Genomic DNA, 21,330 nt, shown 5'->3' on the forward strand with positions numbered 1-21,330 from the left:
TGGAACATCGCCAGGGAGACGTCGCTGATGCCATGGGCCAGCTCGCCGACGCCGGCCGCGGACTGGGCCAGGGCGGTGCCGCCGAAGGCGCTCATCCAGACGATGGTGACCACGGTCGGTACCAGCAGCACGGCGGTCAGGAACTCGCGGACCGTGCGCCCGCGCGAGACCCGGGCGATGAACATGCCGACGAAGGGCGACCAGGAGATCCACCAGGCCCAGTAGAACACCGTCCAGCCGTGGTACCAGGTGGTGTCGTCTCGGCCGATCCAGTTGGAGAGCGGCACGACATGGCTGGCGTAGGCCAGGGTGGTGTCCCACAGGCCGTTGAGGAACAGCAGGGTGGAGCCGGTGATCACCACGAAGGCCAGCAGGGCGAAGGCGATCACCATGTTGATGTTGGAGAACAGCTTCACGCCCCCGTCGATGCCCCGCCATACCGAGAACAGCGCCACCACCGTGACGCCGACGATGATCGCCAGCTGGGTGCCGAGGGTGTTGGGGACGTCGAACAGGTAGTTGAGGCCGCCGGCGGCCTGGGAGGCCCCGAAGCCCAGGGAGGTGGCCAGGCCGAAGATGGTCGCCAGTACCGCGGTGATGTCGATCAGGTGGCCGGCCCAGCCGCGTGCCCGGTCACCCAGCAGCGGGGTGAAGGCCGAGCGCAGGGTCAGGGGCAGGCCGCGGTTGTAGGCGAAGAAGGCCAGGGAGAGGCCCACCACGGCGTAGATGGCCCAGGGGTGCAGGCCCCAGTGGAACATGGTGGCCCCCATGGCGGCATTCGCCCCCGCCGGGGTGCCGGCGGCGGCGTTCAGCGGCGTGCCGTACCAGTCGGTGTAGTAGGCCACCGGTTCGGCCACGCTCCAGAACATCAGGCCGATGCCCATGCCGGCGGCAAACAGCATGGCGAACCAGGAGATCGTCGAGTACTCGGGCCGCGCCTGGTCGCCGCCCAGCCGTATCCGCCCCACCGGCAGCACGATCAGGGCCAGGCAGAGCAGCACGAAGAGGTTGCCGGCGATCATGAACAGCCAGTCGAAGTGCTCGATGGACCAGCCTCGGGCCGCGGTCAGCTGGGTGTTGGCGGCATCGGGGTAGATCAGGGCGTAGAGGATGAAGGCCAGGATGGCCAGGGCGGAGAGGGGGAAGACGGGATTGTGGAAGTCCAGTCCCAGTATCTGGGTATTGTCCTGTCCGGGGGACAGGACCCCATCGTCGCTGTTGTCGCGCATCAAGGGATCTCGCTGTTGTTGTTGGAATGGCTGAGGGAAGCCCCGGCATCGCTGCCCGGGGCCCGAGCATTGTTGGCGCGGGGCGAGGAGGGCGGTGTCCTGAAAGCGACCTTCGGTTACCTGTCGGCCCCTGGGGTCGAGGCGATGTCTTGAAGAGGCATGCGGGTGCCTCTCTGGGGCAAGTGGGCCGCCCCGGAGTGCCTAGGCTGGAGCAGCGGAAGCATCTGCCACGCTACAACGCAGTCCGTTACAACAACATCGAGGAGCCAGCCATGAGTGCAGCCAACCGCGGAGTCGTCTATAAGGGTCCGGGTAACGTCGCCGTCGAATCCATCGCCTATCCGGAACTTGCCCTCGGCAATCGCAAATGCGACCACGGCGTGATCCTGAAGGTGGTCACCACCAATATCTGCGGCAGCGACCAGCACATGGTGCGCGGCCGCACCACCGCGCCGTCCGGCCTGGTGCTGGGCCATGAGATCACCGGCCTGGTCATCGAAGCCGGCCGCGACGTCGAGTTCATCAAGCCGGGGGACCTGGTGTCCGTGCCGTTCAATATCGCCTGCGGGCGCTGCCGCAACTGCAAGGAAGGCCGGACCGGGATCTGTCTCAACGTCAATCCGGCGCGGCCCGGAGCGGCCTACGGCTATGTCGACATGGGCGGCTGGGTCGGCGGCCAGACAGAGTACGTCATGGTGCCCTATGCCGACTTCAACCTGCTGAAGTTCCCGGATGCCGATCAGGCCATGGAGAAGATCCGTGACCTGACCCTGCTCTCCGACATCTTCCCTACCGGTTTCCATGGCTGTGTGACCGCGGGTGTCGGGCCGGGCAGTACCGTCTACATTGCGGGCGCCGGCCCGGTGGGCCTCGCTGCCGCGGTTTCCGCCCAGCTGCTGGGGGCCGCCTGCGTGATCGTGGGCGACATGATCGAAGAGCGCCTGGCTCAGGCCCGCAGCTTCGGTTGCGAGACCCTCGACCTGACCCAGGAGGGGGACATGGCCGACAGGATCGAAGCGATCCTCGGCGAGCGTGAAGTCGATGCCTTCGTCGACTGTGTCGGCTTCGAGGCCCATGCCTGTGGTTGCAACCATGGCAAGGAGGCGCCCGCTACTGTGCTCAACTCGGCCATGCAGATGACGCGTGCCGGCGGCCAGATCGGCATCCCGGGCCTCTACGTGACCGAGGATCCCGGCGCGGCCGACGATGCGGCCAAGCAGGGAGCCTTGAGCATGCGCTTCGGCCTGGGCTGGGCCAAGTCGCATAGCTTCCACACCGGTCAGTGCCCGGTGATGAAGTACCACCGTCCGCTGATGCAGGCGATCCTCTTCGGCAAGGTGAATATTGCCGATGCGGTCAATGTCCAGATGATCACCCTGGACGACGCCCCGAAGGGCTACGCCGATTTCGACGGCGGTGCAGCGAAGAAATTCGTCATCGACCCCCACGGCAGCGTGGCCGCCTAAGCGGCCGCGCCGGATGCACGCCCGGCGCGCATCCGGCGCCTTCCCTCACGCCCCCCGGTCTGCCAGGTAGGCCCTCACATGCCGTTGCATGGCCGCTGCCGCCGGCGACAGGCTGACGCCGGCCCGGCAGATCAGCCCGATCCGGCGCTCCAGGCGGGGGGCCGACAGCGGCACGAAGCGTAGCCGGGCATGCTCCTCCTGGAAGGCCAGGCGCGGCAGGGTCGTGATGCCGATGCCCGCCTCGAGCATCGCGGTCAGTGAGATCATGTTGGAGATGTACAGGGCACTGCGCTCGAGCAGTTCGGCGGCGGGTGAGCCCTCGAGCAGCCGCGAGGTGCCGTTGCGGATCAGGGGTTGCCCGGCCAGCTCGCGCCAGTGCAGGCGCGCATGGCCGGCCAGCGGATGATCGTCCCGGCACACCACGCCGATCTCATCGTGCAGCAGCGGGATGAACTCCAGCCCCTCCTCGGGTTGCCAGAGGCTGGTGATGCCGAGCTCCACCTCGCCGGCCAGCACCATCTGGCTGACCAGCTCGGAGTGGCCATCCTGCAGGTTGATCTCGATGCCCGGGAAGTCGATCACGAAGCTCGCCAGGATGCCGGGCATGACGCGGCTGGCCACCGAGGGCACCGTGGCGATATCCACCCGACCGGCCTGGTGGCTGGCCATGGCCAGGGCGTCGCGGCTTACCCGGTCGTGGTGGGCAACCAGTTCGCGAAAGCGCGGCAGGCACCACTGCCCGAAGGGGGTCAGCGTGGCCTTGCCGTTGCCCTTCTCGAAGAGGGGCTGACCGAGGCGCTCCTCGAGGTCGCGCACCGCCATGGAGATCGCCGGCTGGCTGCGATGCAGGTGCCTGGCCGCGGCATGGAAACCGCCCTGGTCGATGATGGCCAGCACGCAGCGCAGCGGCTGGAGCTTCAGCTCGGGCAGCATGGTAAGGCTTCCTGATCATTTTATCGGATTTATTGATTATCCTTATCCTGGGGGCTCTCCTAGGATGGCGTCAACGCTATCCAGGAGGTATCCCATGTCCCATTCCTATCCGCTTTTCATCGCTGGCCAGTGGCGCGAGGGCGAGAGCACCATCGCCAACCACAACCCCTCGGACACCGACGACCTGGTCGGCCACTACGCCCAGGCCAGCGTCGCCCAGGTCGGCGAGGCCATCGACGCAGCAAGACAGGCCCAGCGCGAGTGGGCCAAGAGTGGCCTGGAGCCGCGCTATGCGGCTCTCATGGCGATCGGCGACGAGCTGGTCGCCCGCAAGGACGAGTTGGGTCGCCTGCTCTCCCGCGAGGAGGGCAAGCCGCTGGCCGAAGGTGTGGGCGAAGTCTATCGCTCGGCACAGTTCTTTCACTACTACGCCGCCGAGGTGCTGCGCCAGCTCGACGAGCGGGTGGACTCCGTGCGCCCCGGTGTCGAGATCGATACCCGCCGCGAGCCGGTCGGGGTGGTGGGCGTGATCAGCCCCTGGAACTTCCCCCTGGCCACGGCGGTATGGAAGATCGCCCCGGCGCTGGCCTTCGGCAACGCGGTGGTCTTCAAGCCGGCCAACCTGGTGCCGGCCAGTGCCTGGGCGCTGACCGAGATCATCAGCCGCCAGGCGCTGCCGCCCGGCACCTTCAACCTGCTGATGGGCCCCGGCAGCAGCGTCGGCGATGCCCTCATCTCGAGCCCCGACATCCATGCCTTGAGCTTCACCGGCTCGCTGGACGTAGGGCGGCGTGTGGCGGCCGCTACCGCCGGGAACCTGGTGAAATGCCAGCTGGAGATGGGCTCCAAGAATGCGCTGATCGTGGCCGATGATGCCGACCTCGACCTGGCCGTGGAGGCGGCCTTCGCCGGCGCCTATTCCGGCACCGGGCAGAAGTGCACGGCGTCCTCGCGGCTGATCGTCACCGAGGCGGTACACGACGCCTTCGTCGAGAAGCTCATCGCCCGGCTGGACCGGGCGACGGTGGGCCATGCCCTGGCGGAGGGCGTGCAGATCGGCCCGGTCGCGGATGCCCGCCAGCTCGAATCCAACCTGGCCTGGATCGAGCGGGCCCGCGAACAGGGTGCCCTGCTGGCCTACGGGGGCGAGCGTCTCGAGCGCGAGACCCCGGGCTACTACATGGCGCCGACCCTGTTCACCGACACCACCAATGACATGGCGATCAACCGTGAGGAGGTCTTCGGCCCCATCGCCTGTGTGATCAAGGTCGCGGATGCCGAGACGGCCATCGAGACCCTCAACGACACCAACTTCGGCCTGACCGCCGGCATCATCACCGACTCCCTGAAACTGGCCAACGCCTTCAAGGCCCGCGCCGATACCGGCTGCGTGATGGTCAACCTGGCCACCGCCGGCACCGATTACCACGTGCCGTTCGGGGGCCGCAAGGACTCGAGCTTCGGTCCCCGCGAGCAGGGTCGCTATGCCCGCGAGTTCTACACCGTGGTCAAGACCTGCTACGTCAAGGCCTGAGGAGCGCTCCATGTCCAAGCAAATGCTGACCATCGACGGCCTGCAGTACTCGAACTGGTCAAGGGAGATCTTCCAGCAGATGCGCGAGGGCGGCCTCGATGCCGTGCATGCGACGCTGGTCTATCACGAGAACACCCGGGAGACCCTGTCGCGGCTCGGTGAGTGGAATCGCCGTTTCGAGCAGCATCATGACCTGATCATGCCGGTGCGCGAGCCGGGCGACATCGCACGTGCCCGCGCCGCCGGCAAGGTGGGGATCTTCCTCGGTGCCCAGAACTGCTCGCCGATCGAGGACGATATCGACATGGTGGCGGTGATGCGCCGGTTGGGCCTGCTGATCATGCAGCTGACCTACAATAACCAGAGCCTGCTGGCCTGCGGGTGCTACGAGAGCGAGGACAGCGGCATCACGCGTTTCGGCCGGCAGGTGATTCGCGAGATGAATCGGGTCGGCATGGTCATCGACATGTCCCACAGTGCCGAGCGCTCCACGCTCGAGGCCATCGAGCTCTCCGAGCGTCCGGTGATCATCTCCCATGCCAACCCCGAGTTCTTCCACCCGGCCAAGCGCAACAAGTCGAACCGCGTGCTCGCGGCGATCGCCGAGTGCGATGGCCTGCTGGGCTTCTCGGCCTACCCCTTCCACCTCAAGGACGGCCCGGACTGCACCCTCGAGGCCTACTGCGAGATGATCGCGCGGACCGTCGACCTGATGGGCATCGACCATGTGGGCCTGGGTACCGACCTCTGCCAGGCGCAGCCCGTCGCGGTGCTCGAATGGATGCGCAACGGACGCTGGTCCAAGGAGATGGACTACGGCGAGGGCAGTGCCAGCAATGCCGGTTGGCCGCGCCCGCTGCCCTGGCTACGCGACAGCCGGGACTTCCCCAACCTGATCAACGGGCTGCGCCAGCGCGGCTTCGACGAGGGCGAGGTCGAACGCATCATGGGCCGCAACTGGGTGGCACTGCTCGAGCGCGCCGCTACCCCCGTCGCCGCCTGAACGCCCCTCCGACGGTTCATCCCATAACAAGGAAAATATCATGAGTACGCCTGACAACCATTCCTCGGAAAGGCCGATCCCCGGTCACGTCAATCGCTTCGGCGACCCCGTCGTCCTGGGGCTCAGCGTCGGTTTCGTCGTGCTGTTCGTCGTCCTGTCGATCATCGACGTCGAGGGCGTGGCGGCTGCCATCGGCGCCGGCTTCGCCTGGACCGCCGCCATGCTCGGCTCCTATTTCCAGCTGCTGCTGCTGCTGACCTTCTTCATCGCCATGGGGCTCGCCGTCTCGCCGGCGGCCAGCGCCAAGGTCGGTGGTCTCGACACGCCCGAGCTGAGCACCTTCAAGTGGCTATCGATCATCATGTGCACCCTGCTGGCCGGGGGTGGCGTCTTCTTCGCCGCCGGCGAGCCGGTCTATCACTTCGTGGTCACGCCGCCGGCCTTCGATACCGAGGCGGGTACCGTGGAGGCGGTGGCCGGGGCGCTCGCGCAGTCGTTCATGCACTGGGGCTTCCTGGCCTGGGCGGTGCTGGGCTCGTTGACCGCCGTGGTGCTGGCCCACTCCCACTACGACAAGGGATTGCCGCTGCAGCCGCGCACGCTGCTCTATCCGGTCCTCGGCGAGCGGGTGATGAGCGGCTGGCTCGGCGGTGTGGTCGATGCCTGCTGCGTGATCGCCGTCGTGGCAGGCACCGTGGGTCCGATCGGCTTCCTGGCCACCCAGGTCAGCTTCGGCCTGCATGAACTGCTGGGCGTCGCCGAGGGCTATGGCACCCAGCTGGTGATCCTGGTGGTACTGGGGGCGCTCTACGTCACCTCGGCGGCGACCGGCATCCATCGTGGCATCCAGCTGCTCAGCCGGTTCAATGTCTTCCTGGCGCTGGCCATTGCCGCCGTTATCTTCCTGTTCGGTCCTACCCTGTTCTTCACCAACGCCTACCTGCAGGGGTTCGGCGAGTACATGAGCTCCTTCCTGGCCATGGCCACCATGACCTCGGAAACCGCCCCCGCCTGGTGGATGCAGTGGTGGACGGTGTTCTTCTTCGCCTGGTTCATCGGCTATGGCCCGCTGATGGCCATCTTCGTGGCGCGCATCTCTAGGGGACGCACCATCCGCCAGATGATCCTTGCCGTGGCGGTCATGGCGCCCATCGCCACCACCGTCTGGTTCACCCTGCTGGGCGGTTCGGGGATCCATTTCCAGCTGACCGGCGCGATCGACCTCACGGAGGCGCTCAACAACTTCCAGTTCGACGTGGCGACGCTTACCGTGGCCCAGGCCCTGCCGGGCGGTACCCTGATGGCGCTCGCCATCCTGCTGCTGACCACCATCTTCGTCGCCACCACCGGGGACTCCATGAGCTATGCCATCGCCGTGGTCTGCACCGGGCATGATCGGCCCCATGTCGGTGTTCGTGTCTTCTGGGGCGTGGCCATGTCATTGATGGCCGCCATCCTGCTCTACATGGGAGCCGGCCAGATCGGCGTGCTCCAGCAGTTCATCGTGATCACCGCGATCCCCGTCTCCCTGATCCTGCTGCCCTCGCTGTGGACCGGGCCCCAGGCGGCCTACGCCATGGCGCGCCAGCAGGGCCTCACCACCCGCCCCAAGGTGATCGTCAATGACTAGTGCGGATCTCGTCTCGGCAGCGCCGCTCGGCCTGCGTCCCGCCGATGAGGTGATGCGACTCGAGCGGCTCGGCAGCCTGCATGCCACCCGGCTGAGCTTCGTGCGCAGCCTGGTACGCCAGATGGCCCGTCAGCGGTGGCAGATCAGCAGGGAGCGCTTCGACCTGGATGCCAACGGCCATGGTACGGCCATCTATCGGCTGCAGACGCCCCATGGCCGCTACCATGGCGTGATGTTCGCCCAGCCGCTGGATGACGCGCGGCGCTCCGACCGGGTCATCGCCGAGGCCTGGGACGTGACCTTCGGCCTGGTGGAGGGGGACGTCGATGACAGCCTGCTGGCGCAGATGGCCGCCAACGTGCCGCTGCAGGAGGCGGGACGTCAGCACCCGAAGGTGCTGGTGCTGTCGCGGGCCAACAAGAGCCTGCGCAACTTCGCCCACTTCGTCGAGGCCCTGGCGGATGGCGAGCAGCCCGATCCCGCCTGGCTGACCCGGGTCGGCTATCTCTACCGGACCACGGCGGTCTACGGTAACGGCAAGTTCGGCATCGCCGATTTCGCCCGCCTGCTGGACAACCCCGATTTCCGACGGCCCTTCTCGGCGCAGATGGCCGGCGTCTATCTCCTGAGGCACTTTTCCATCGAGCAGGTCGAGCACCTCGCGGCCTGCCGCTCACCGGATACCGCCTGCCCACTTGCCACCGAACTGCGGCGTTACCTGGGCATCGGCAATTCCACGGGGCTCGGCATGGCGCCCTTCCTGATCAACCATCCGCAGCTGATTGCCCAGTGGGTCACCCAGCGCGAGACGGCCCTGACGCTCGCCCTGCGTCAGGCACCGGAGGAGGCCGAGCGCGAGCGTCTCATCGCGCTGACCCGCCGCGCCATGCACCATCTCGACGAGACCGTCACCGAGGACGCCGAACAGGCCGAACGCAATGCCGTCACGGTGGCCGCGCTCCCAGACGTGCTGACCTGGCTTGCCAGCGTGCCGCTGGAGGCCGGTATCTGGCAGCAGCTGGTGGAGTGGAGCGCAAGGACGCTGCCGCTGGAGGCCCAGGAACTGATCAACACCCTGCTGATCGAGCTCTATCCGGACCAGGTCGACGCCCTGGAGGACCAGATGGGGGTGGCGGAGAACCTCGACCTCGCGCCGGACATGCCGCTGATGCGCCTGCGCCAGCTGATCGAGACCCACTATGGCTGGGCGCTGGCCCATGACTACGAGAGCCGCGAGGGCGCCTACTGGTTCTGGTATCGCTCCGCCGAGAAGGAGGAGCCGAGGCTGGGAGTGCGCCATGCCGAGCCCGGCGCCGAGAAGGAGATGCAGATTGCCATCGGCCCACGCGTGGCGCGCACCCACCAGGGGGTCTGCGAATTCCTCGAGGATCATCCTCGTGCCACGGTGGTCGACTTCCTGCTCGAGCATCCCCGCCACAAGGAGGTGGTGCGCCGCATCCAGACGCTGATCAAGGCGCCCTATGGCGATATCCACGCCAACCTCTGGCATCGCGACATGAAACCGATGCACCTGCTGCGCACCAAGCTCTCCTTCTTCGGGGCCAGTCGCTTCGATCCCAAGTCGGACCGCTGGGTACGGATCACCCTGTTCCAGGGAGCACCGCTGGTCGAGGAGCTCAATGCCGAGCCGCAGGACCTCGCCGACTTCGACGACTGGAGCTTCCCCCTCGAGCCCGCCCGGGAGGGGGATGCAAGGTCATTCCATGGGCGTTCGGGAGTAGTAGCCGAATGAACGTGTCCTACAACGAACTTCAGGGCCTGTGCCGCAAGGCGTTCAGCGGCATCGGCTTCGAGGAGGGGGATGCCGCCGATGCGGCCGACATGGTCGCCTGGATGCAGTGTCACGGCCTGCACGGCGTCGAGCAGCTCAACCGGGGGCTGGACTACCTGCTCGAGGAGGATCCCGAGGCGAGGCCGCGGTTGATCTACCAGGACGGTGACCTGGCGGTGCTCGACGGCCAGGGCCACAGCGTGCTGCGAAGCATCAGTCTGGCCACCGAGCTTGGCTTTGCCAAGGCACGGGCCCGCGGTCTCTCGGTGGTCAAGATCCGCCGCTGCCACAATCGACAGCTGATCATGGGCTACCTTTCGCGGCTTGCCGGGCGTGGCATGAACATCACCGCCTTCTGGCGCAATGCCCAGGTGCCCCTCACCGAGCAGGTGGTGGGCTTTCGCGCGGGCCATGCCATTCCCGAGGTGCGTGTCTACTCGGTACGCGACGTACCCGAGGAGAACGAGCCCAACGACGGCATCACCCTGGTGATGGCCAATCATGTGGAGCTGCTGCCGTCGCTGGGTGCCGACCACGACCTCGACCTGCTGGCCCATCATCCCGAGTCGGAACTGCTGGCTTGCCGACAGCTGGCCCTCAAGGAAGGCATCGAGGTGGACGACGCCATCTGGGCGCGCCTCAAGACGCTGGCCCATCGCATCCTGGTGGAATCCACCGAGGCCTCCCGGGGCGGTGCCGGTGCCGGCGACCACGACAACGACTGACCCACTTTCCTCGCGAGACTCTTCCATGATCCAACCCGTCGCCACCGACCTCTATGCCGCCAAGGCCCCGCTGGAGTGGGCCGTCATCGGCAATGGCATCCTCTTCACCGCCCAGATCCCCATCGGCGCCGATGGCGCCGTCGTGGATGGCGGGATAGAGGCCCAGGCCCGCCAGACCCTGGAGAACCTGCGCCACACCCTGGCCTGTGCCGGGGGAGGCATGTCCAGCCTGACCCAGGTGCTGATCTATGTCACCCGTCGCGAGGACCTTGCCACGGTCAATCGCCTCTATGCCGAGTACGTCAGCGCGCCCTATCCCAATCGCGCCGCGATCATCGTCTCGGGGTTCGCCCGGGAGGAGATGCTCGTCGAGATAGTGGCCTATGCTGTCATTCAGGAGACAGCCGACGCCGAGGCATGCTGAGAGCGACATCCTCGTATCCATCCGCTCACCGGCCCTGCGCCCGGCCATTGTCCTGATGACGGGCGAGTGACACCATGCCGATGATGCCCGTCGTCGCCCGCGAAGGGGCAGGAAGCTGTCGATATCGGGTCACCTCACAAGCACTTCAACGAGCACGCCATGACCGTCGAGACCGTCACCCCCAAGCGCCGTTTCCGCGGCAGGCCCCGTGGCCGTGACCTGCCCCCCGTTGCCCTGGCCTCGCTGCGCCAGCTGCTGGGCGACGAGCGAAGCGATCCCGGGCTGCGGCGCCGTGACCTGCTGATCGAGCACCTGCACGCCATCCAGGACGCCCACGGCCACCTGCCGCTGGTGGCGCTGCGGGCGCTGGCGGCCTACATGAACCTGCCCATGGCGGCGGTCTACGAGACGGCGACCTTCTACGCCCACTTCGACGTGGTGCATGACGACCAGGCGCCGCCGCCGGAGGTGACGGTGCGGGTCTGCGATTCGCTCTCCTGCCAGCTGGCCGGCGCCGCGACGCTCAAGGCGCAACTGGAGGCCGGTGTCGACCCGCAGGCGGTGCGGGTGGTGCGGGCGCCTTGCATGGGGCGCTGCGAGACGGCGCCGGTGGTGGAAGTGGGGCACCACCATGTGCTGTTCGCCACTGTCGAGGGCGTGGAGGCGGTGGTGGATACCGGCCACTTCCATCCCGAGGCGATCGTCTGGCAGCGCCTGGCGGACTATCGCGCCGCGGGCGGCTATCGGCTGCTCGCCGACTGTCGCGAGGGACGGGTCACGGTCGAGGCGCTGAAGGAGACGCTCGAGCGGGCCAACCTGCGCGGCCTGGGCGGCGCCGGTTTTCCCACCTTCAAGAAGTGGCACTTCGTGCGCCAGGAACCCGGGCCGCGCTACTGTGCGATCAACGCCGACGAGGGCGAGCCCGGCACCTTCAAGGATCGCTACTATCTGGAGCGCTCGCCGCACCGCTTCCTCGAGGGAGCCCTGGTCAGCGCCTGGGCGGTGGAGGCCGAGGCGCTCTATATCTACCTGCGTGACGAGTACCCCGGCCTGCACCGGGTGCTGCATGAGGCGATCGCCGAGCTCGAGGCCGAAGGCCTTGCGCCGCCGGGCTACGTCGTGCTGCGCCGGGGGGCCGGCGCCTACATCTGCGGCGAGGAGTCGGCGATGATCGAGTCGCTGGAGGGCAAGCCCGGCAAGCCGCGCCATCGCCCACCCTTCGTCGCCCAGAAGGGGCTCTTCGACCGCCCGACCCTGGTCAACAACGTCGAGACCGTCTACTGGATCCCGCTGATCCACGAGAAGGGCGCCGCCTGGTTCGCCGGCCACGGTCGCCATGGCCGCCAGGGCCTGCGCAGCTTCTCGCTCTCCGGCCGGGTCCGGCGACCCGGGGTCCACCTGGCGCCCGCCGGCATCACCTTGAACGAGCTGGTCGAGGAGTATGGCGGCGGCATGGCCGAGGGGCATCGCCTGGCCGGCTACCTGCCGGGTGGCGCCTCCGGGGGGATACTCCCGGCGAGCAAGGCCGATATTCCGCTGGACTTCGATACCCTGCAGGAGGCGGGGTGCTTCATCGGCTCGGCGGCGATCATCGTGCTCTCCGATCAGGACGACCTCAGGGCGGTGGCCACCAACCTGCTCGCCTTCTTCGCCGACGAATCCTGCGGCCAGTGCACGCCGTGCCGTGTCGGGACCGAGAAGATGCTGACACTGCTCGAGCGTGACGAGTGGCGAGTCGAGGAGCTCGAACGGCTGTCCCAGGTGATGATGGACGCCTCCATCTGTGGCCTGGGCCAGGCGGCGCCCAATCCGGTGCTTGGGCTGCTCAAGGACTTCCGCGGTGAGCTCGCCAGCCAGAACGTGATCGTCAAGGGGTAGGGAGGCAGACCATGACTGACCAGAGCTTGAACGACAGCTTTACCCTGACCCTGGATGGCGCCGAGGTGCGCGCCCAGCCCGGCGAGTCCTTGTGGCAGGTGGCCAGGCGCGCCGGCGAGACCATTCCGCATCTGTGCTTCAAGGATGCCCCCGGCTACCGCAGCGACGGCAACTGTCGCGCCTGCATGGTGGAGATCGAGGGTGAGCGCGTGCTGGCGGCGAGCTGCCTGCGCGAGGCGACGCCCGGCATGGTGGTCAAGAGCGCCACCTCCGAGCGGGCCCGGGTGTCCCGCGAGGGCGTCATGGAACTGCTGATCGCCGACCAGCCCGTGCGCGAGGCGGGCCCCGACCGCTCGAGCCACTTCTGGGCCATGGCCGATCAACTGGCCATCGACGCCAGCGCGGTGCGCGAGCGGCTGCCGGCGCGGGCCGAGCGAGCCGCACCCACGGTGCACCATGTCGCCGAACGGTCCGCCGCGCTCCCCCATGCCCACGGGCATGACGCCACCCATTCGGCGATGAACGTCAACCTCGATGCCTGCATCGAGTGCAACCTCTGTGTACGCGCCTGTCGCGAGGTGCAGGGCAACGACGTCATCGGCCTGGCCCATCGCGGCGCGGCCGCGAAGGTCGTCTTCGACTTCGACGATCCCATGGGCGAGAGCACCTGTGTGGCCTGCGGCGAGTGCGTCCGGGCCTGTCCCACCGGTGCGCTGATGCCGGCGACCCTGGTGGACGCGCAGGGGCGCGGCGACTCGAAGGCGGCCGATCGCACCGTCGACTCGGTCTGTCCCTACTGCGGGGTGGGCTGTCAGCTCACCTACCACATCAAGGACGAGCGGATCCTCTTCGTCGAGGGGCGCGACGGCCCCTCCAACGAGGGGCGGCTGTGCGTCAAGGGGCGCTTCGGCTACGACTACCCCTACCATCCCACCCGGCTCACCCGACCGCTGATCCGCCGGCCGGGGGTGCCCAAGGGGCTCGATCCCGATTTCGACCCCCTCGACCCGCTGACCCATTTCCGCGAGGCGAGCTGGGAGGAGGCGCTGGACCTTGCCGCCCGGGGGCTCGCCGAGCTCAAGGCGGCCCATGGCCCCGACGCCCTGGCCGGCTTCGGCAGCGCCAAGTGCTCCAACGAGGAGGCCTGGCTGTTCCAGAAGCTGGTGCGTACCGGCTTCGGCTCCAACCATGTCGACCACTGTACCCGGCTGTGCCACGCCAGCTCGGTGGCGGCGCTGATGGAGTGCATCGGTTCGGGGGCGGTGACGGCCTCCTTCATGCAGGCGCTGCAGTCCGACGTGGTGATCCTCACCGGCTGCAATCCAGCGATCAACCACCCGGTGGCGGCCACCTACTTCAAGCAGGCGGCGAGGGCCGGCACCAAGCTGATCATCCTCGACCCCCGCGGCCAGGCGCTGGACGCCTACGCCCACCACAGCGTGCGCTTCACCCCCGGCGGCGACGTATCGCTCTACAACGCCATGCTCAACGTGATCGTCAGCGAGGGGCTGTATGACCAGGCCTATATCGATGCCCACACCGAGGGCTTCGAGGCGCTCAAGGCCCATGTGCGCGACCTGACGCCCGAGGCGATGTCGCCCGCCTGTGGCGTCGCCCCCGAGCTGATTCGCGAGCTCGCCCGGCTCTATGCGAGGGCAGAGCGGGCGATGATCTTCTGGGGCATGGGCATTTCCCAGCACGTGCACGGTACCGACAACGCCCGCTGCCTGATCTCGCTGGCGCTGGCCTGCGGCCACACCGGACGCCCCGGCACCGGCCTGCACCCGCTGCGCGGCCAGAACAACGTCCAGGGGGCCTCCGATGCCGGCATGATCCCCATGGTGCTGCCCGACTATCAGCCGGTGACCGATGCCCAGGTGCGTGCCGCCTTCGAGGAGCTGTGGAACACCCCGCTCGACGCGACGCCGGGGCTCACCGTGGTGGAGATCATGGATGCCATCACGGCCGGGACCATCAAGGGGATGTACATCCTCGGCGAGAACCCGGCGATGTCCGACCCGGACCTCGACCATGCCCGGGCGGCCCTGGCCCGGCTCGAGCACCTGGTGGTGCAGGACCTGTTCGTCACCGAGACCGCCCAGTTCGCCGATGTCATCCTGCCGGCCTCGGCCTGGCCGGAGAAGGACGGCAGCGTCACCAACACCAACCGCCAGGTGCAGCTGGGCCGCGCCGCCGTGCCGCTGCCCGGCGAGGCCCGTCCCGACTGGTGGATCATCCAGCAGATCGCCAACCGCCTGGGCCTGGGCTGGGACTATACGCATCCGCGCGAGGTGTTCGCCGAGATGAAGCAGGGCATGGCCTCGCTCGACCACATTACCTGGGAGCGTCTCGAGCGCGAGAGCTCGGTGACCTATCCCTGCCCCGCCGACGACGCCCCCGGGGCGGACGTGGTGTTCTCCGACGCCTTCCCCACCGGGAACGGGCGGGCGACGTTCGCCCTGACCCGGCCGCTGCCGCCGGACGAGCCCGTCGACGGCGACTATCCCACGGTGCTGATCACCGGCCGCCAGCTGGAACACTGGCACACCGGCTCCATGACCCGTCGCAGCCGGGTGCTCGACGACCTCGAGCCCGAGGCGGTGGCGAGCCTGGCCCCGGCCGAACTGGTGCGCCTGCGCATGACGCCGGGCGAGCCGATCACCATCACCACCCGGCGCGGGGACATCACCTTGAAGACGCGGGTCGACCCGCTGATGTCGGAGGGGATGGTGTTCGTGCCCTTCTGCTACGTGGAGGCGGCGGCCAACCTGCTGACCAATCCGGCGCTCGACCCCGACGGCAAGATCCCCGAGTTCAAGTATGCCGCCTGCCGCCTGGGCCGCGCGGCGGCGGCACTGACGGACAGCGACTGAGACCGAGGAGGGTTGCCCATGATGATCGTCGAGCTGATCGATGGCGACGATTTCCGTGATCGCCTGGTGGCCCTGGGCATCCGCATCCCGGAGGGCGCCTGTCCCGAGAGCAGCGCCCGGCTGGCCCGACGCTGCGCGCTCGAGGGTGACGTGCCCGGGCTTGCCGAGCTGGTCGGCGAGCTGGAGGGCAAGCGCGAGATAATGCTGCCCTCGGTCCGCCGGGCGCTGGAGACCCATCTCCTGCCGCTGGTTCGCTGACCCGACGGCGCCTGTCAGGCCCTGACCCGGCGCGGCCAGGGCGCATGGTTGCCAACGACACGGCCCCCGGTGATCGCCACCGGGGGCCGTTTCTCCTGTCGAAGGGGAGGACTCAGCTTTCTACCACCTTCAGGTGCGGGGCGGTATGGCCGAGGTTCTCCAGCAGGCTCTCGCTGTACCAGTCGATGAAGTCGATCACCCCGAACTCGTAGGTCTCCGAGTAGGGGCCGGGCTCGTAGCCCCGGGAGTTGATCCCGCGCTGATTCTCCTCCGCCAGGCGACGATCCTGCTCATTGGTGGCGTCCCACACGCGGCGCAGCTGGGTCGGGTCGTAATCGACGCCCTCCACGGCGTCCTTGTGGACCAGCCACTTGGTGGTCACCACCGTCTGCTGGGGCCCCAGCGGCATCACCCGGAACACCACGGCATGGTCGCCCATGAAGTGGTTCCAGGAGTTGGGCAGGTGCAGGATGCGCAGCGAGCCCATGTCGGGGCTCTCGAGCCGACCCATCAGCTTGCGGCATCCCGGCCGGCCATCGATGGTCATCGACACCGTGCCCTCCAGCAGCGGGGTGCGGGTCAGGCGGTTGCGCTTGCCCAGGCGGCTGAGCTGCCAGGGCACGCCCATCGCATCCCACTGCTGCTGCTTGCGCTCCACCAGCGCCCTGTAGGACGGCGTGGCGCGCGGGTCGTCGCTGTCGTCGAACTCCTGCAGCGAGTTGAGCAGCTCCGGATGGGCGCCGTTGCAGTGGTAGCACTCGCGGTTGTTCTCGATCACCAGCTTCCAGTTGGCCTGCTCGACGATGCTGGATTCCACCGCCACCTTGACGTTCTCCATGTCGTAGGGGGCGAGGTAGTGCTCCAGTCTCTCGAGGAAGTCGTCGATGGCCGGCGGCTCCTCGGCCAGGCTGACGAAGAGGTAGCCGCCGGCGCTGCGCACGTTCACGGGCTTGAGCCCGTAGGCGGCGAGGTCGAAGTTCGTGCCCATGTCGCTGCCGGCGAACAGCAGCCGGCCGTCCAGTTCGTAGGTCCACTGGTGGTAGGGGCAGACCAGCTTGGCCACTTTGCCCTTGTCGCTGACGCAGAGCCGGGAGCCGCGATGCCGGCAGACGTTATGGAAGGCATGGATCTCGCCTTTATCGCCCCGCACGATGATCACCGGGTTGTCGCCCACGTCCAGGGTCATGAAGTTGCCCTTGGCGGGAATCTCGCAGGTCATCCCGGCGAAAAGCCACTCCTTCTCGAAGATCTCCTGCATGTCCAGGGCGAACAGCCGCGCATCGTTGTAGAAGGGCTGGGGCAGCGAGAAGTGTCGCCGGCGATGGAGCAGCATCTCGGCGGTGGCTTCGCGTGCCGGTGCCAGGGGGTCATCCAGGCGAGCGGGAGACATGGGGTCCATGACGATACGTCCTCTAGCAGGGCCGCTTGGGCGGCCTCGGGGTTGTTCAGGGAAAACCGGGGTCCTGTGGATGGCCGCTCACGGACGAAGATGGTGGCGGATTGCGGCGAGTGTGGATCAGCCGCCCGGCGGGCAATTGTCTGGCCGCGACGCGCGATGATGCGGCAGCGACGCGACAGGCAACAACGGGAGGCAAGGCAGGAGGTCACGGGCATGTCCGTGTCGCTGGCAGGCAAGTCGCGGCGCCTCAGGCTGCGCAGAATGCGCTCAACGGCAGGCGGTGGTACCGCGGTCGGAGACCCTCATGCTGCAGCCCGGGCGATACGACAAATGACAACGAGCTTCCTCAATCCCGTCAGCACCCAGACCTGGACCAACGGCCGTCACCTGGTGCGCTGCGTCAAGGTGATCCAGGAAACCTGGGATACCCGCACCTTCTGCTTCATGGCCGAGCAGCCCGTGATGTTCTTCTTCAAACCGGGGCAGTTCGTGACCCTGGAGCTGGAGATCGATGGCCAGCAGGTGATGCGCTCCTACACCATCTCCAGCTCGCCGTCGGTGCCCTACAGCTTCTCGATTACCGTCAAGCGCATCCCCGGGGGGATGGTCTCGAACTGGCTGCACGACAACCTCGGGGTCAACGATGAGCTGGCGGTGCACGGGCCGGTCGGCAACTTCAACGTCATCGACTACCCGGCGGAGAAGATCCTGATGCTCTCCGGCGGGGTCGGGATCACCCCCCTGATGTCCATGGTGCGCTGGTTCTTCGACACCAATGCGGCGGTGGACCTGCAGTTCGTGCACAGCGCGCGGACGCCGCGCGACATCATCTTCCACCGCGAACTCGAGCACATCTTCTCGCGGATTCCCGAGTTCAAACTGCATATCGTCTGTGAGCGCAGCGACGAGCTGGGCGAGGCCTGGGCCGGCTTCCGTGGCTACCTCAGCCAGGCGATGATGGAGCTGATGGCACCGGACTTCATGGACCGCGAGATCTTCTGCTGCGGCCCCACGCCCTACATGCAGGCCATCAAGCAGCTGCTCCGGGCCCAGGGCTTCGATATGAACCGCTACCACGAGGAGTCCTTCGGTGCCACGCCGGTCGAGGTGCAGGAGGAGGTACTGGAGCATGCCGAGCAGGCCGAGGTCGAGGCCGAGGAGTTCGACGTGGCCGAGATGCTCAGTGTCGAGTTCAGCACGAGCGGCAAGAGCGTACGCGTCCAGCCGGGTGAGACAGTGCACTCAGCGGCGGCCAAGTTGGGGCTGCATATTCCCAAGGCCTGCGGCATGGGGATCTGCGGGACCTGCCGGGTGCCCCTCAGCGCCGGTCAGGTCGACATGGAGCACAACGGCGGTATCACCGACGAGGACGTCGCCGAGGGCTATATCCTCTCCTGCTGCAGCAAGCCGCTGGGCGACGTGGTGGTGGAATATTGACCGCTCCGCGCCGTATCGGCTCGAACTGCGGGGCGCCTCAGGTCCCTTCCGGGCGCCTGCCTCGCGCAATGACGGCGGTGTCGTTTCCAGAATACCTCGTGCGCCTCTTTCTCTTAACGTAACAAAGCCAACCACCAGGGTGATGCCATGAACGCCAACAACCTTACAACAACCGACCCGCAGATCGCCGCCGCCATCGCCGACGAGGTGGCCCGCCAGGAGGCACACGTCGAGCTGATCGCCTCGGAGAACTACGCCAGCCACGCCGTGATGGAGGCCCAGGGCACCCAGCTCACCAACAAGTACGCCGAGGGCTATCCGGGCAAGCGCTACTACGGCGGCTGCGAGCATGTCGACGTGGTCGAGCAGCTGGCTATCGACCGCGCCTGCGACCTGTTCGGCGCCGACTACGCCAACGTCCAGCCGCACTCCGGCGCCCAGGCCAACGCCGCGGCCTTCATGGCCCTGGTCTCGCCGGGCGACACCGTGCTGGGCATGAGCCTGGCCCACGGCGGCCACCTGACCCACGGCGCGGCGCCCAACTTCTCGGGCAAGCATTATCACGCCATCCAGTATGGCCTGAACCCGGAGACCGGCGAGATCGACTACGCCGAGGTCGAGCGCCTGGCGCGCAGCCACAAGCCGAAGATGATCATCGCCGGCTTCTCCGCTTACTCCCGGGTGGTCGACTGGCGCCGATTCCGCGCCATCGCCGACGAGGTCGGCGCCTGGCTGCTGGTCGACATGGCCCATGTCGCCGGCCTGGTCGCCGCCGGTCACTACCCGAGCCCGCTGCCCCATGCCCACGTGGTCACCACCACCACCCACAAGACGCTGCGCGGCCCGCGTGGCGGCCTGATCCTCTCCGCCCACGGCGACGAGGGGCTCTACAAGAAGCTCAACGGCGCGGTCTTCCCGGGCCAGCAGGGCGGCCCGCTGATGCATGTGATCGCCGCCAAGGCGGTGGCCTTCAAGGAGGCCATGAGCCAGGACTTCGTACGCTACCAGCAGCGGGTGATCGACAACGCCCGGGCGATGGCTACCGTGTTCCTCGACCGCGGCTATGACGTGGTCTCCGGCGGCACCGACGATCATCTGTTCCTGGTCTCGCTGATCCGCCAAGGCGTCACCGGCAAGGACGCCGATGCGGCGCTGGGTCGGGCCCATGTCACCGTCAACAAGAACGCGGTGCCCAATGACCCCCAGAGCCCCTTCGTGACCTCGGGCCTGCGCATCGGCACCCCGGCGGTGACCACCCGCGGCTTCGGCCAGGCCGACTGCGAGGCCCTGGCCGGCTGGATCTGCGACATCCTCGACACCCTGGCCGCCGAGGCCGACACCACCGAGGTCGAGTCCGAGGTGCGTGGCAAGGTCGCCGAGCTGTGCAACCGCCACCCCGTCTATGCCAAGGCCGTCGCCGAGCAGGCCGGCACTGCCACCGCGTGAGCCCGTTCCCGCCGGCCCCGGCGGGACCCTCGAGGAGATCCCTATGCAACGTTATTCAGGCTTCGGGCTGGTCAAGCACGCACTTAGCCATCACGAGAACTGGCAGCGCCAGTGGCGCAACCCGACGCCCAAGAAGGCCTACGACGTCATCATCATCGGTGGCGGCGGTCATGGCCTGGGGACCGCCTATTACCTGGCCAAGGAATTCGGCATCACCAACGTCGCCGTGATCGAGAAGGGCTGGCTGGGCGGCGGCAACACCGCGCGTAATACGACCATCGTGCGCTCCAACTACCTGTGGGACGAGGCGGCGGCCCTGTATGAGCACTCCATGAAGCTGTGGGAGGGCCTGTCCCAGGATATCAACTACAATGTCATGTTCTCCCAGCGCGGCGTGCTCAACCTGGGGCATACCCTTCAGGACATGCGCGACATCCAGCGCCGGGTCAACGCCAACCGCCTGAACGGCATCGACGGCGAGGTGCTCGACGCCAAGGGCGTCCAGGAGCTGGTGCCGATCATGGACTGCTCGAAGAATGCCCGCTACCCGGTGCTGGGGGCCTCCTGGCAGCCGCGTGCCGGCGTGGCGCGCCACGACGCCGTGGCCTGGGGCTTCGCCCGGGCGGCCGACGCCCACGGCGTTGACATCCTCCAGCAGACCGAGGTCACCGGCTTCAAGATCCGCGACGGCCAGGTCTACGGGGTGCACACCAACCGCGGCGACATCGAGGCCAAGACCGTCGGCTGCGTGACCGCCGGCAACTCCGGCGTGCTGGCCGGCATGGCAGGCCTCAAGCTGCCGCTGGAGTCGCATCCGCTGCAGGCGCTGGTCTCCGAGCCCCTCAAGCCGGTGCTCGACACCGTGGTGATGTCCAACCACGTGCACGGCTACATCAGCCAGTCCGACAAGGGCGACCTGGTCATCGGCGCGGGCATCGACGGCTACAACGGCTACGGGCAGCGCGGCAGCTACCCCACCGTGGAGCACACCCTGCAGGCCATCGTCGAGATGTTCCCGATCTTCTCCCGAGTGCGTATGAACCGCCAGTGGGGCGGCATCGTCGACACCTGCCCGGATGCCTGTCCGATCCTCTCCAAGACCAAGGTCAAGGGGCTGTACTTCAACTGTGGCTGGGGCACCGGCGGCTTCAAGGCCACGCCGGGGTCGGCCCATGTGTTCGCCGCCAGCCTCGCCAAGGGCGAGATGCACCCGATCGCCGAGCCGTTCTCCATCGATCGCTTCAACACCGGAGCGCTGGTCGACGAGCACGGCGCCGCCGGCGTGGCCCACTAAGGAGATTTC

The 21,330-nt window shown here is 67.5% G+C and carries 16 protein-coding genes; 13 read left to right on the forward strand and 3 right to left on the reverse strand.

Annotated features, from left to right (window positions below):
* The coding region (locus QLQ86_RS15495; protein WP_282817554.1) for a BCCT family transporter at positions 1 to 1,229 on the reverse strand (1,229 nt) is incomplete at its 3' end.
* A gap of 272 nt (positions 1,230 to 1,501) precedes the next feature.
* Between QLQ86_RS15495 and fdhA the strand changes: the two genes are divergently transcribed.
* Positions 1,502 to 2,695 (forward strand): formaldehyde dehydrogenase, glutathione-independent, encoded by a 1,194-nt coding sequence (gene fdhA, locus QLQ86_RS15500; protein ID WP_282817555.1) that lies wholly within the window; start codon positions 1,502 to 1,504, stop codon positions 2,693 to 2,695.
* A gap of 45 nt (positions 2,696 to 2,740) precedes the next feature.
* On the opposite strand, the gene QLQ86_RS15505 is transcribed toward fdhA, so the two are convergent.
* Positions 2,741 to 3,628 (reverse strand): LysR family transcriptional regulator, encoded by an 888-nt coding sequence (locus tag QLQ86_RS15505; protein WP_282817556.1) that lies wholly within the window; start codon positions 3,626 to 3,628, stop codon positions 2,741 to 2,743.
* A gap of 94 nt (positions 3,629 to 3,722) precedes the next feature.
* Between QLQ86_RS15505 and QLQ86_RS15510 the strand changes: the two genes are divergently transcribed.
* The 9 genes from QLQ86_RS15510 to QLQ86_RS15550 all read left to right on the forward strand — a co-directional run bounded on the left by QLQ86_RS15510 (position 3,723) and on the right by QLQ86_RS15550 (position 15,745).
* Positions 3,723 to 5,162 carry an aldehyde dehydrogenase family protein gene (locus QLQ86_RS15510; protein WP_282817557.1) on the forward strand — a complete coding sequence of 480 codons (1,440 nt, stop codon included), beginning with the start codon at positions 3,723 to 3,725 and terminating at the stop codon, positions 5,160 to 5,162.
* Between the two features lie 10 nt (positions 5,163 to 5,172).
* Positions 5,173 to 6,165: a dipeptidase gene (locus tag QLQ86_RS15515; RefSeq protein ID WP_282817558.1), complete on the forward strand. Its 993-nt coding sequence runs from the start codon at positions 5,173 to 5,175 to the stop codon at positions 6,163 to 6,165.
* A 40-nt stretch (positions 6,166 to 6,205) separates the two neighbouring features.
* Positions 6,206 to 7,795 carry a BCCT family transporter gene (locus tag QLQ86_RS15520; RefSeq protein ID WP_282817559.1) on the forward strand — a complete coding sequence of 530 codons (1,590 nt, stop codon included), beginning with the start codon at positions 6,206 to 6,208 and terminating at the stop codon, positions 7,793 to 7,795.
* Positions 7,788 to 9,548 (forward strand): hypothetical protein, encoded by a 1,761-nt coding sequence (locus QLQ86_RS15525; protein WP_282817560.1) that lies wholly within the window; start codon positions 7,788 to 7,790, stop codon positions 9,546 to 9,548. Before QLQ86_RS15520 ends, QLQ86_RS15525 begins: the two co-directional genes overlap by 8 nt.
* Positions 9,545 to 10,312, forward strand: a complete 768-nt coding sequence (locus tag QLQ86_RS15530) for an Ldh family oxidoreductase (RefSeq protein ID WP_282817561.1) — start codon at positions 9,545 to 9,547, stop codon at positions 10,310 to 10,312. Before QLQ86_RS15525 ends, QLQ86_RS15530 begins: the two co-directional genes overlap by 4 nt.
* A gap of 25 nt (positions 10,313 to 10,337) precedes the next feature.
* Positions 10,338 to 10,736, forward strand: a complete 399-nt coding sequence (locus tag QLQ86_RS15535; protein ID WP_282817562.1) for a RidA family protein — start codon at positions 10,338 to 10,340, stop codon at positions 10,734 to 10,736.
* Between the two features lie 159 nt (positions 10,737 to 10,895).
* On the forward strand, positions 10,896 to 12,614 hold the full coding sequence (locus tag QLQ86_RS15540) for an NADH-ubiquinone oxidoreductase-F iron-sulfur binding region domain-containing protein (protein WP_282817563.1): 1,719 nt from the start codon (positions 10,896 to 10,898) through the stop codon (positions 12,612 to 12,614).
* Between the two features lie 11 nt (positions 12,615 to 12,625).
* Positions 12,626 to 15,487: a formate dehydrogenase subunit alpha gene (gene fdhF / locus QLQ86_RS15545; protein ID WP_282736652.1), complete on the forward strand. Its 2,862-nt coding sequence runs from the start codon at positions 12,626 to 12,628 to the stop codon at positions 15,485 to 15,487.
* 18 nt (positions 15,488 to 15,505) lie between these two features.
* Positions 15,506 to 15,745: a hypothetical protein gene (locus QLQ86_RS15550; RefSeq protein ID WP_282736653.1), complete on the forward strand. Its 240-nt coding sequence runs from the start codon at positions 15,506 to 15,508 to the stop codon at positions 15,743 to 15,745.
* A gap of 112 nt (positions 15,746 to 15,857) precedes the next feature.
* On the opposite strand, the gene QLQ86_RS15555 is transcribed toward QLQ86_RS15550, so the two are convergent.
* Positions 15,858 to 17,144 (reverse strand): aromatic ring-hydroxylating oxygenase subunit alpha, encoded by a 1,287-nt coding sequence (locus tag QLQ86_RS15555; protein WP_282736654.1) that lies wholly within the window; start codon positions 17,142 to 17,144, stop codon positions 15,858 to 15,860.
* Positions 17,145 to 17,474: 330 nt separating this feature from the next.
* Here QLQ86_RS15555 and QLQ86_RS15560 point away from each other — a divergent pair, with 330 nt between their 5' ends.
* From QLQ86_RS15560 to QLQ86_RS15570, 3 genes are all read left to right on the forward strand, one after another.
* Entirely contained in the window at positions 17,475 to 18,581 is a 1,107-nt protein-coding gene (locus QLQ86_RS15560) for a hybrid-cluster NAD(P)-dependent oxidoreductase (RefSeq protein WP_282736655.1), read from the forward strand.
* A 147-nt stretch (positions 18,582 to 18,728) separates the two neighbouring features.
* A complete protein-coding gene (gene glyA / locus QLQ86_RS15565; RefSeq protein WP_282736656.1) occupies positions 18,729 to 20,027 on the forward strand; it encodes a serine hydroxymethyltransferase in 1,299 nt (432 codons plus the stop codon).
* Positions 20,028 to 20,070: 43 nt separating this feature from the next.
* Positions 20,071 to 21,321 (forward strand): sarcosine oxidase subunit beta family protein, encoded by a 1,251-nt coding sequence (locus QLQ86_RS15570; protein WP_282736657.1) that lies wholly within the window; start codon positions 20,071 to 20,073, stop codon positions 21,319 to 21,321.
* The last annotated feature ends 9 nt before the right edge of the window (positions 21,322 to 21,330 follow it).

Origin of the sequence: Halomonas rhizosphaerae (genome assembly GCF_030012485.1) — a bacterium.
Classification (GTDB): Bacteria; Pseudomonadota; Gammaproteobacteria; order Pseudomonadales; family Halomonadaceae; genus Halomonas; species Halomonas rhizosphaerae.

Excerpts from the sequence above, each read along its gene's own strand:
- QLQ86_RS15560 (WP_282736655.1), top strand. The coding sequence starts at position 17,475 with ATGACAACGAGCTTCCTCAATCCCGTCAGCACCCAGACCTGGACCAAC.
- QLQ86_RS15525 (WP_282817560.1), top strand. The coding sequence starts at position 7,788 with ATGACTAGTGCGGATCTCGTCTCGGCAGCGCCGCTCGGCCTGCGTCCC.
- QLQ86_RS15530 (WP_282817561.1), top strand. The coding sequence starts at position 9,545 with ATGAACGTGTCCTACAACGAACTTCAGGGCCTGTGCCGCAAGGCGTTC.
- QLQ86_RS15505 (WP_282817556.1), bottom strand. The coding sequence starts at position 3,628 with ATGCTGCCCGAGCTGAAGCTCCAGCCGCTGCGCTGCGTGCTGGCCATC.
- QLQ86_RS15515 (WP_282817558.1), top strand. The coding sequence starts at position 5,173 with ATGTCCAAGCAAATGCTGACCATCGACGGCCTGCAGTACTCGAACTGG.
- fdhA (WP_282817555.1), top strand. The coding sequence starts at position 1,502 with ATGAGTGCAGCCAACCGCGGAGTCGTCTATAAGGGTCCGGGTAACGTC.
- QLQ86_RS15510 (WP_282817557.1), top strand. The coding sequence starts at position 3,723 with ATGTCCCATTCCTATCCGCTTTTCATCGCTGGCCAGTGGCGCGAGGGC.
- QLQ86_RS15550 (WP_282736653.1), top strand. The coding sequence starts at position 15,506 with ATGATGATCGTCGAGCTGATCGATGGCGACGATTTCCGTGATCGCCTG.
- QLQ86_RS15535 (WP_282817562.1), top strand. The coding sequence starts at position 10,338 with ATGATCCAACCCGTCGCCACCGACCTCTATGCCGCCAAGGCCCCGCTG.
- QLQ86_RS15570 (WP_282736657.1), top strand. The coding sequence starts at position 20,071 with ATGCAACGTTATTCAGGCTTCGGGCTGGTCAAGCACGCACTTAGCCAT.
- fdhF (WP_282736652.1), top strand. The coding sequence starts at position 12,626 with ATGACTGACCAGAGCTTGAACGACAGCTTTACCCTGACCCTGGATGGC.
- QLQ86_RS15540 (WP_282817563.1), top strand. The coding sequence starts at position 10,896 with ATGACCGTCGAGACCGTCACCCCCAAGCGCCGTTTCCGCGGCAGGCCC.
- QLQ86_RS15520 (WP_282817559.1), top strand. The coding sequence starts at position 6,206 with ATGAGTACGCCTGACAACCATTCCTCGGAAAGGCCGATCCCCGGTCAC.
- QLQ86_RS15555 (WP_282736654.1), bottom strand. The coding sequence starts at position 17,144 with ATGGACCCCATGTCTCCCGCTCGCCTGGATGACCCCCTGGCACCGGCA.
- glyA (WP_282736656.1), top strand. The coding sequence starts at position 18,729 with ATGAACGCCAACAACCTTACAACAACCGACCCGCAGATCGCCGCCGCC.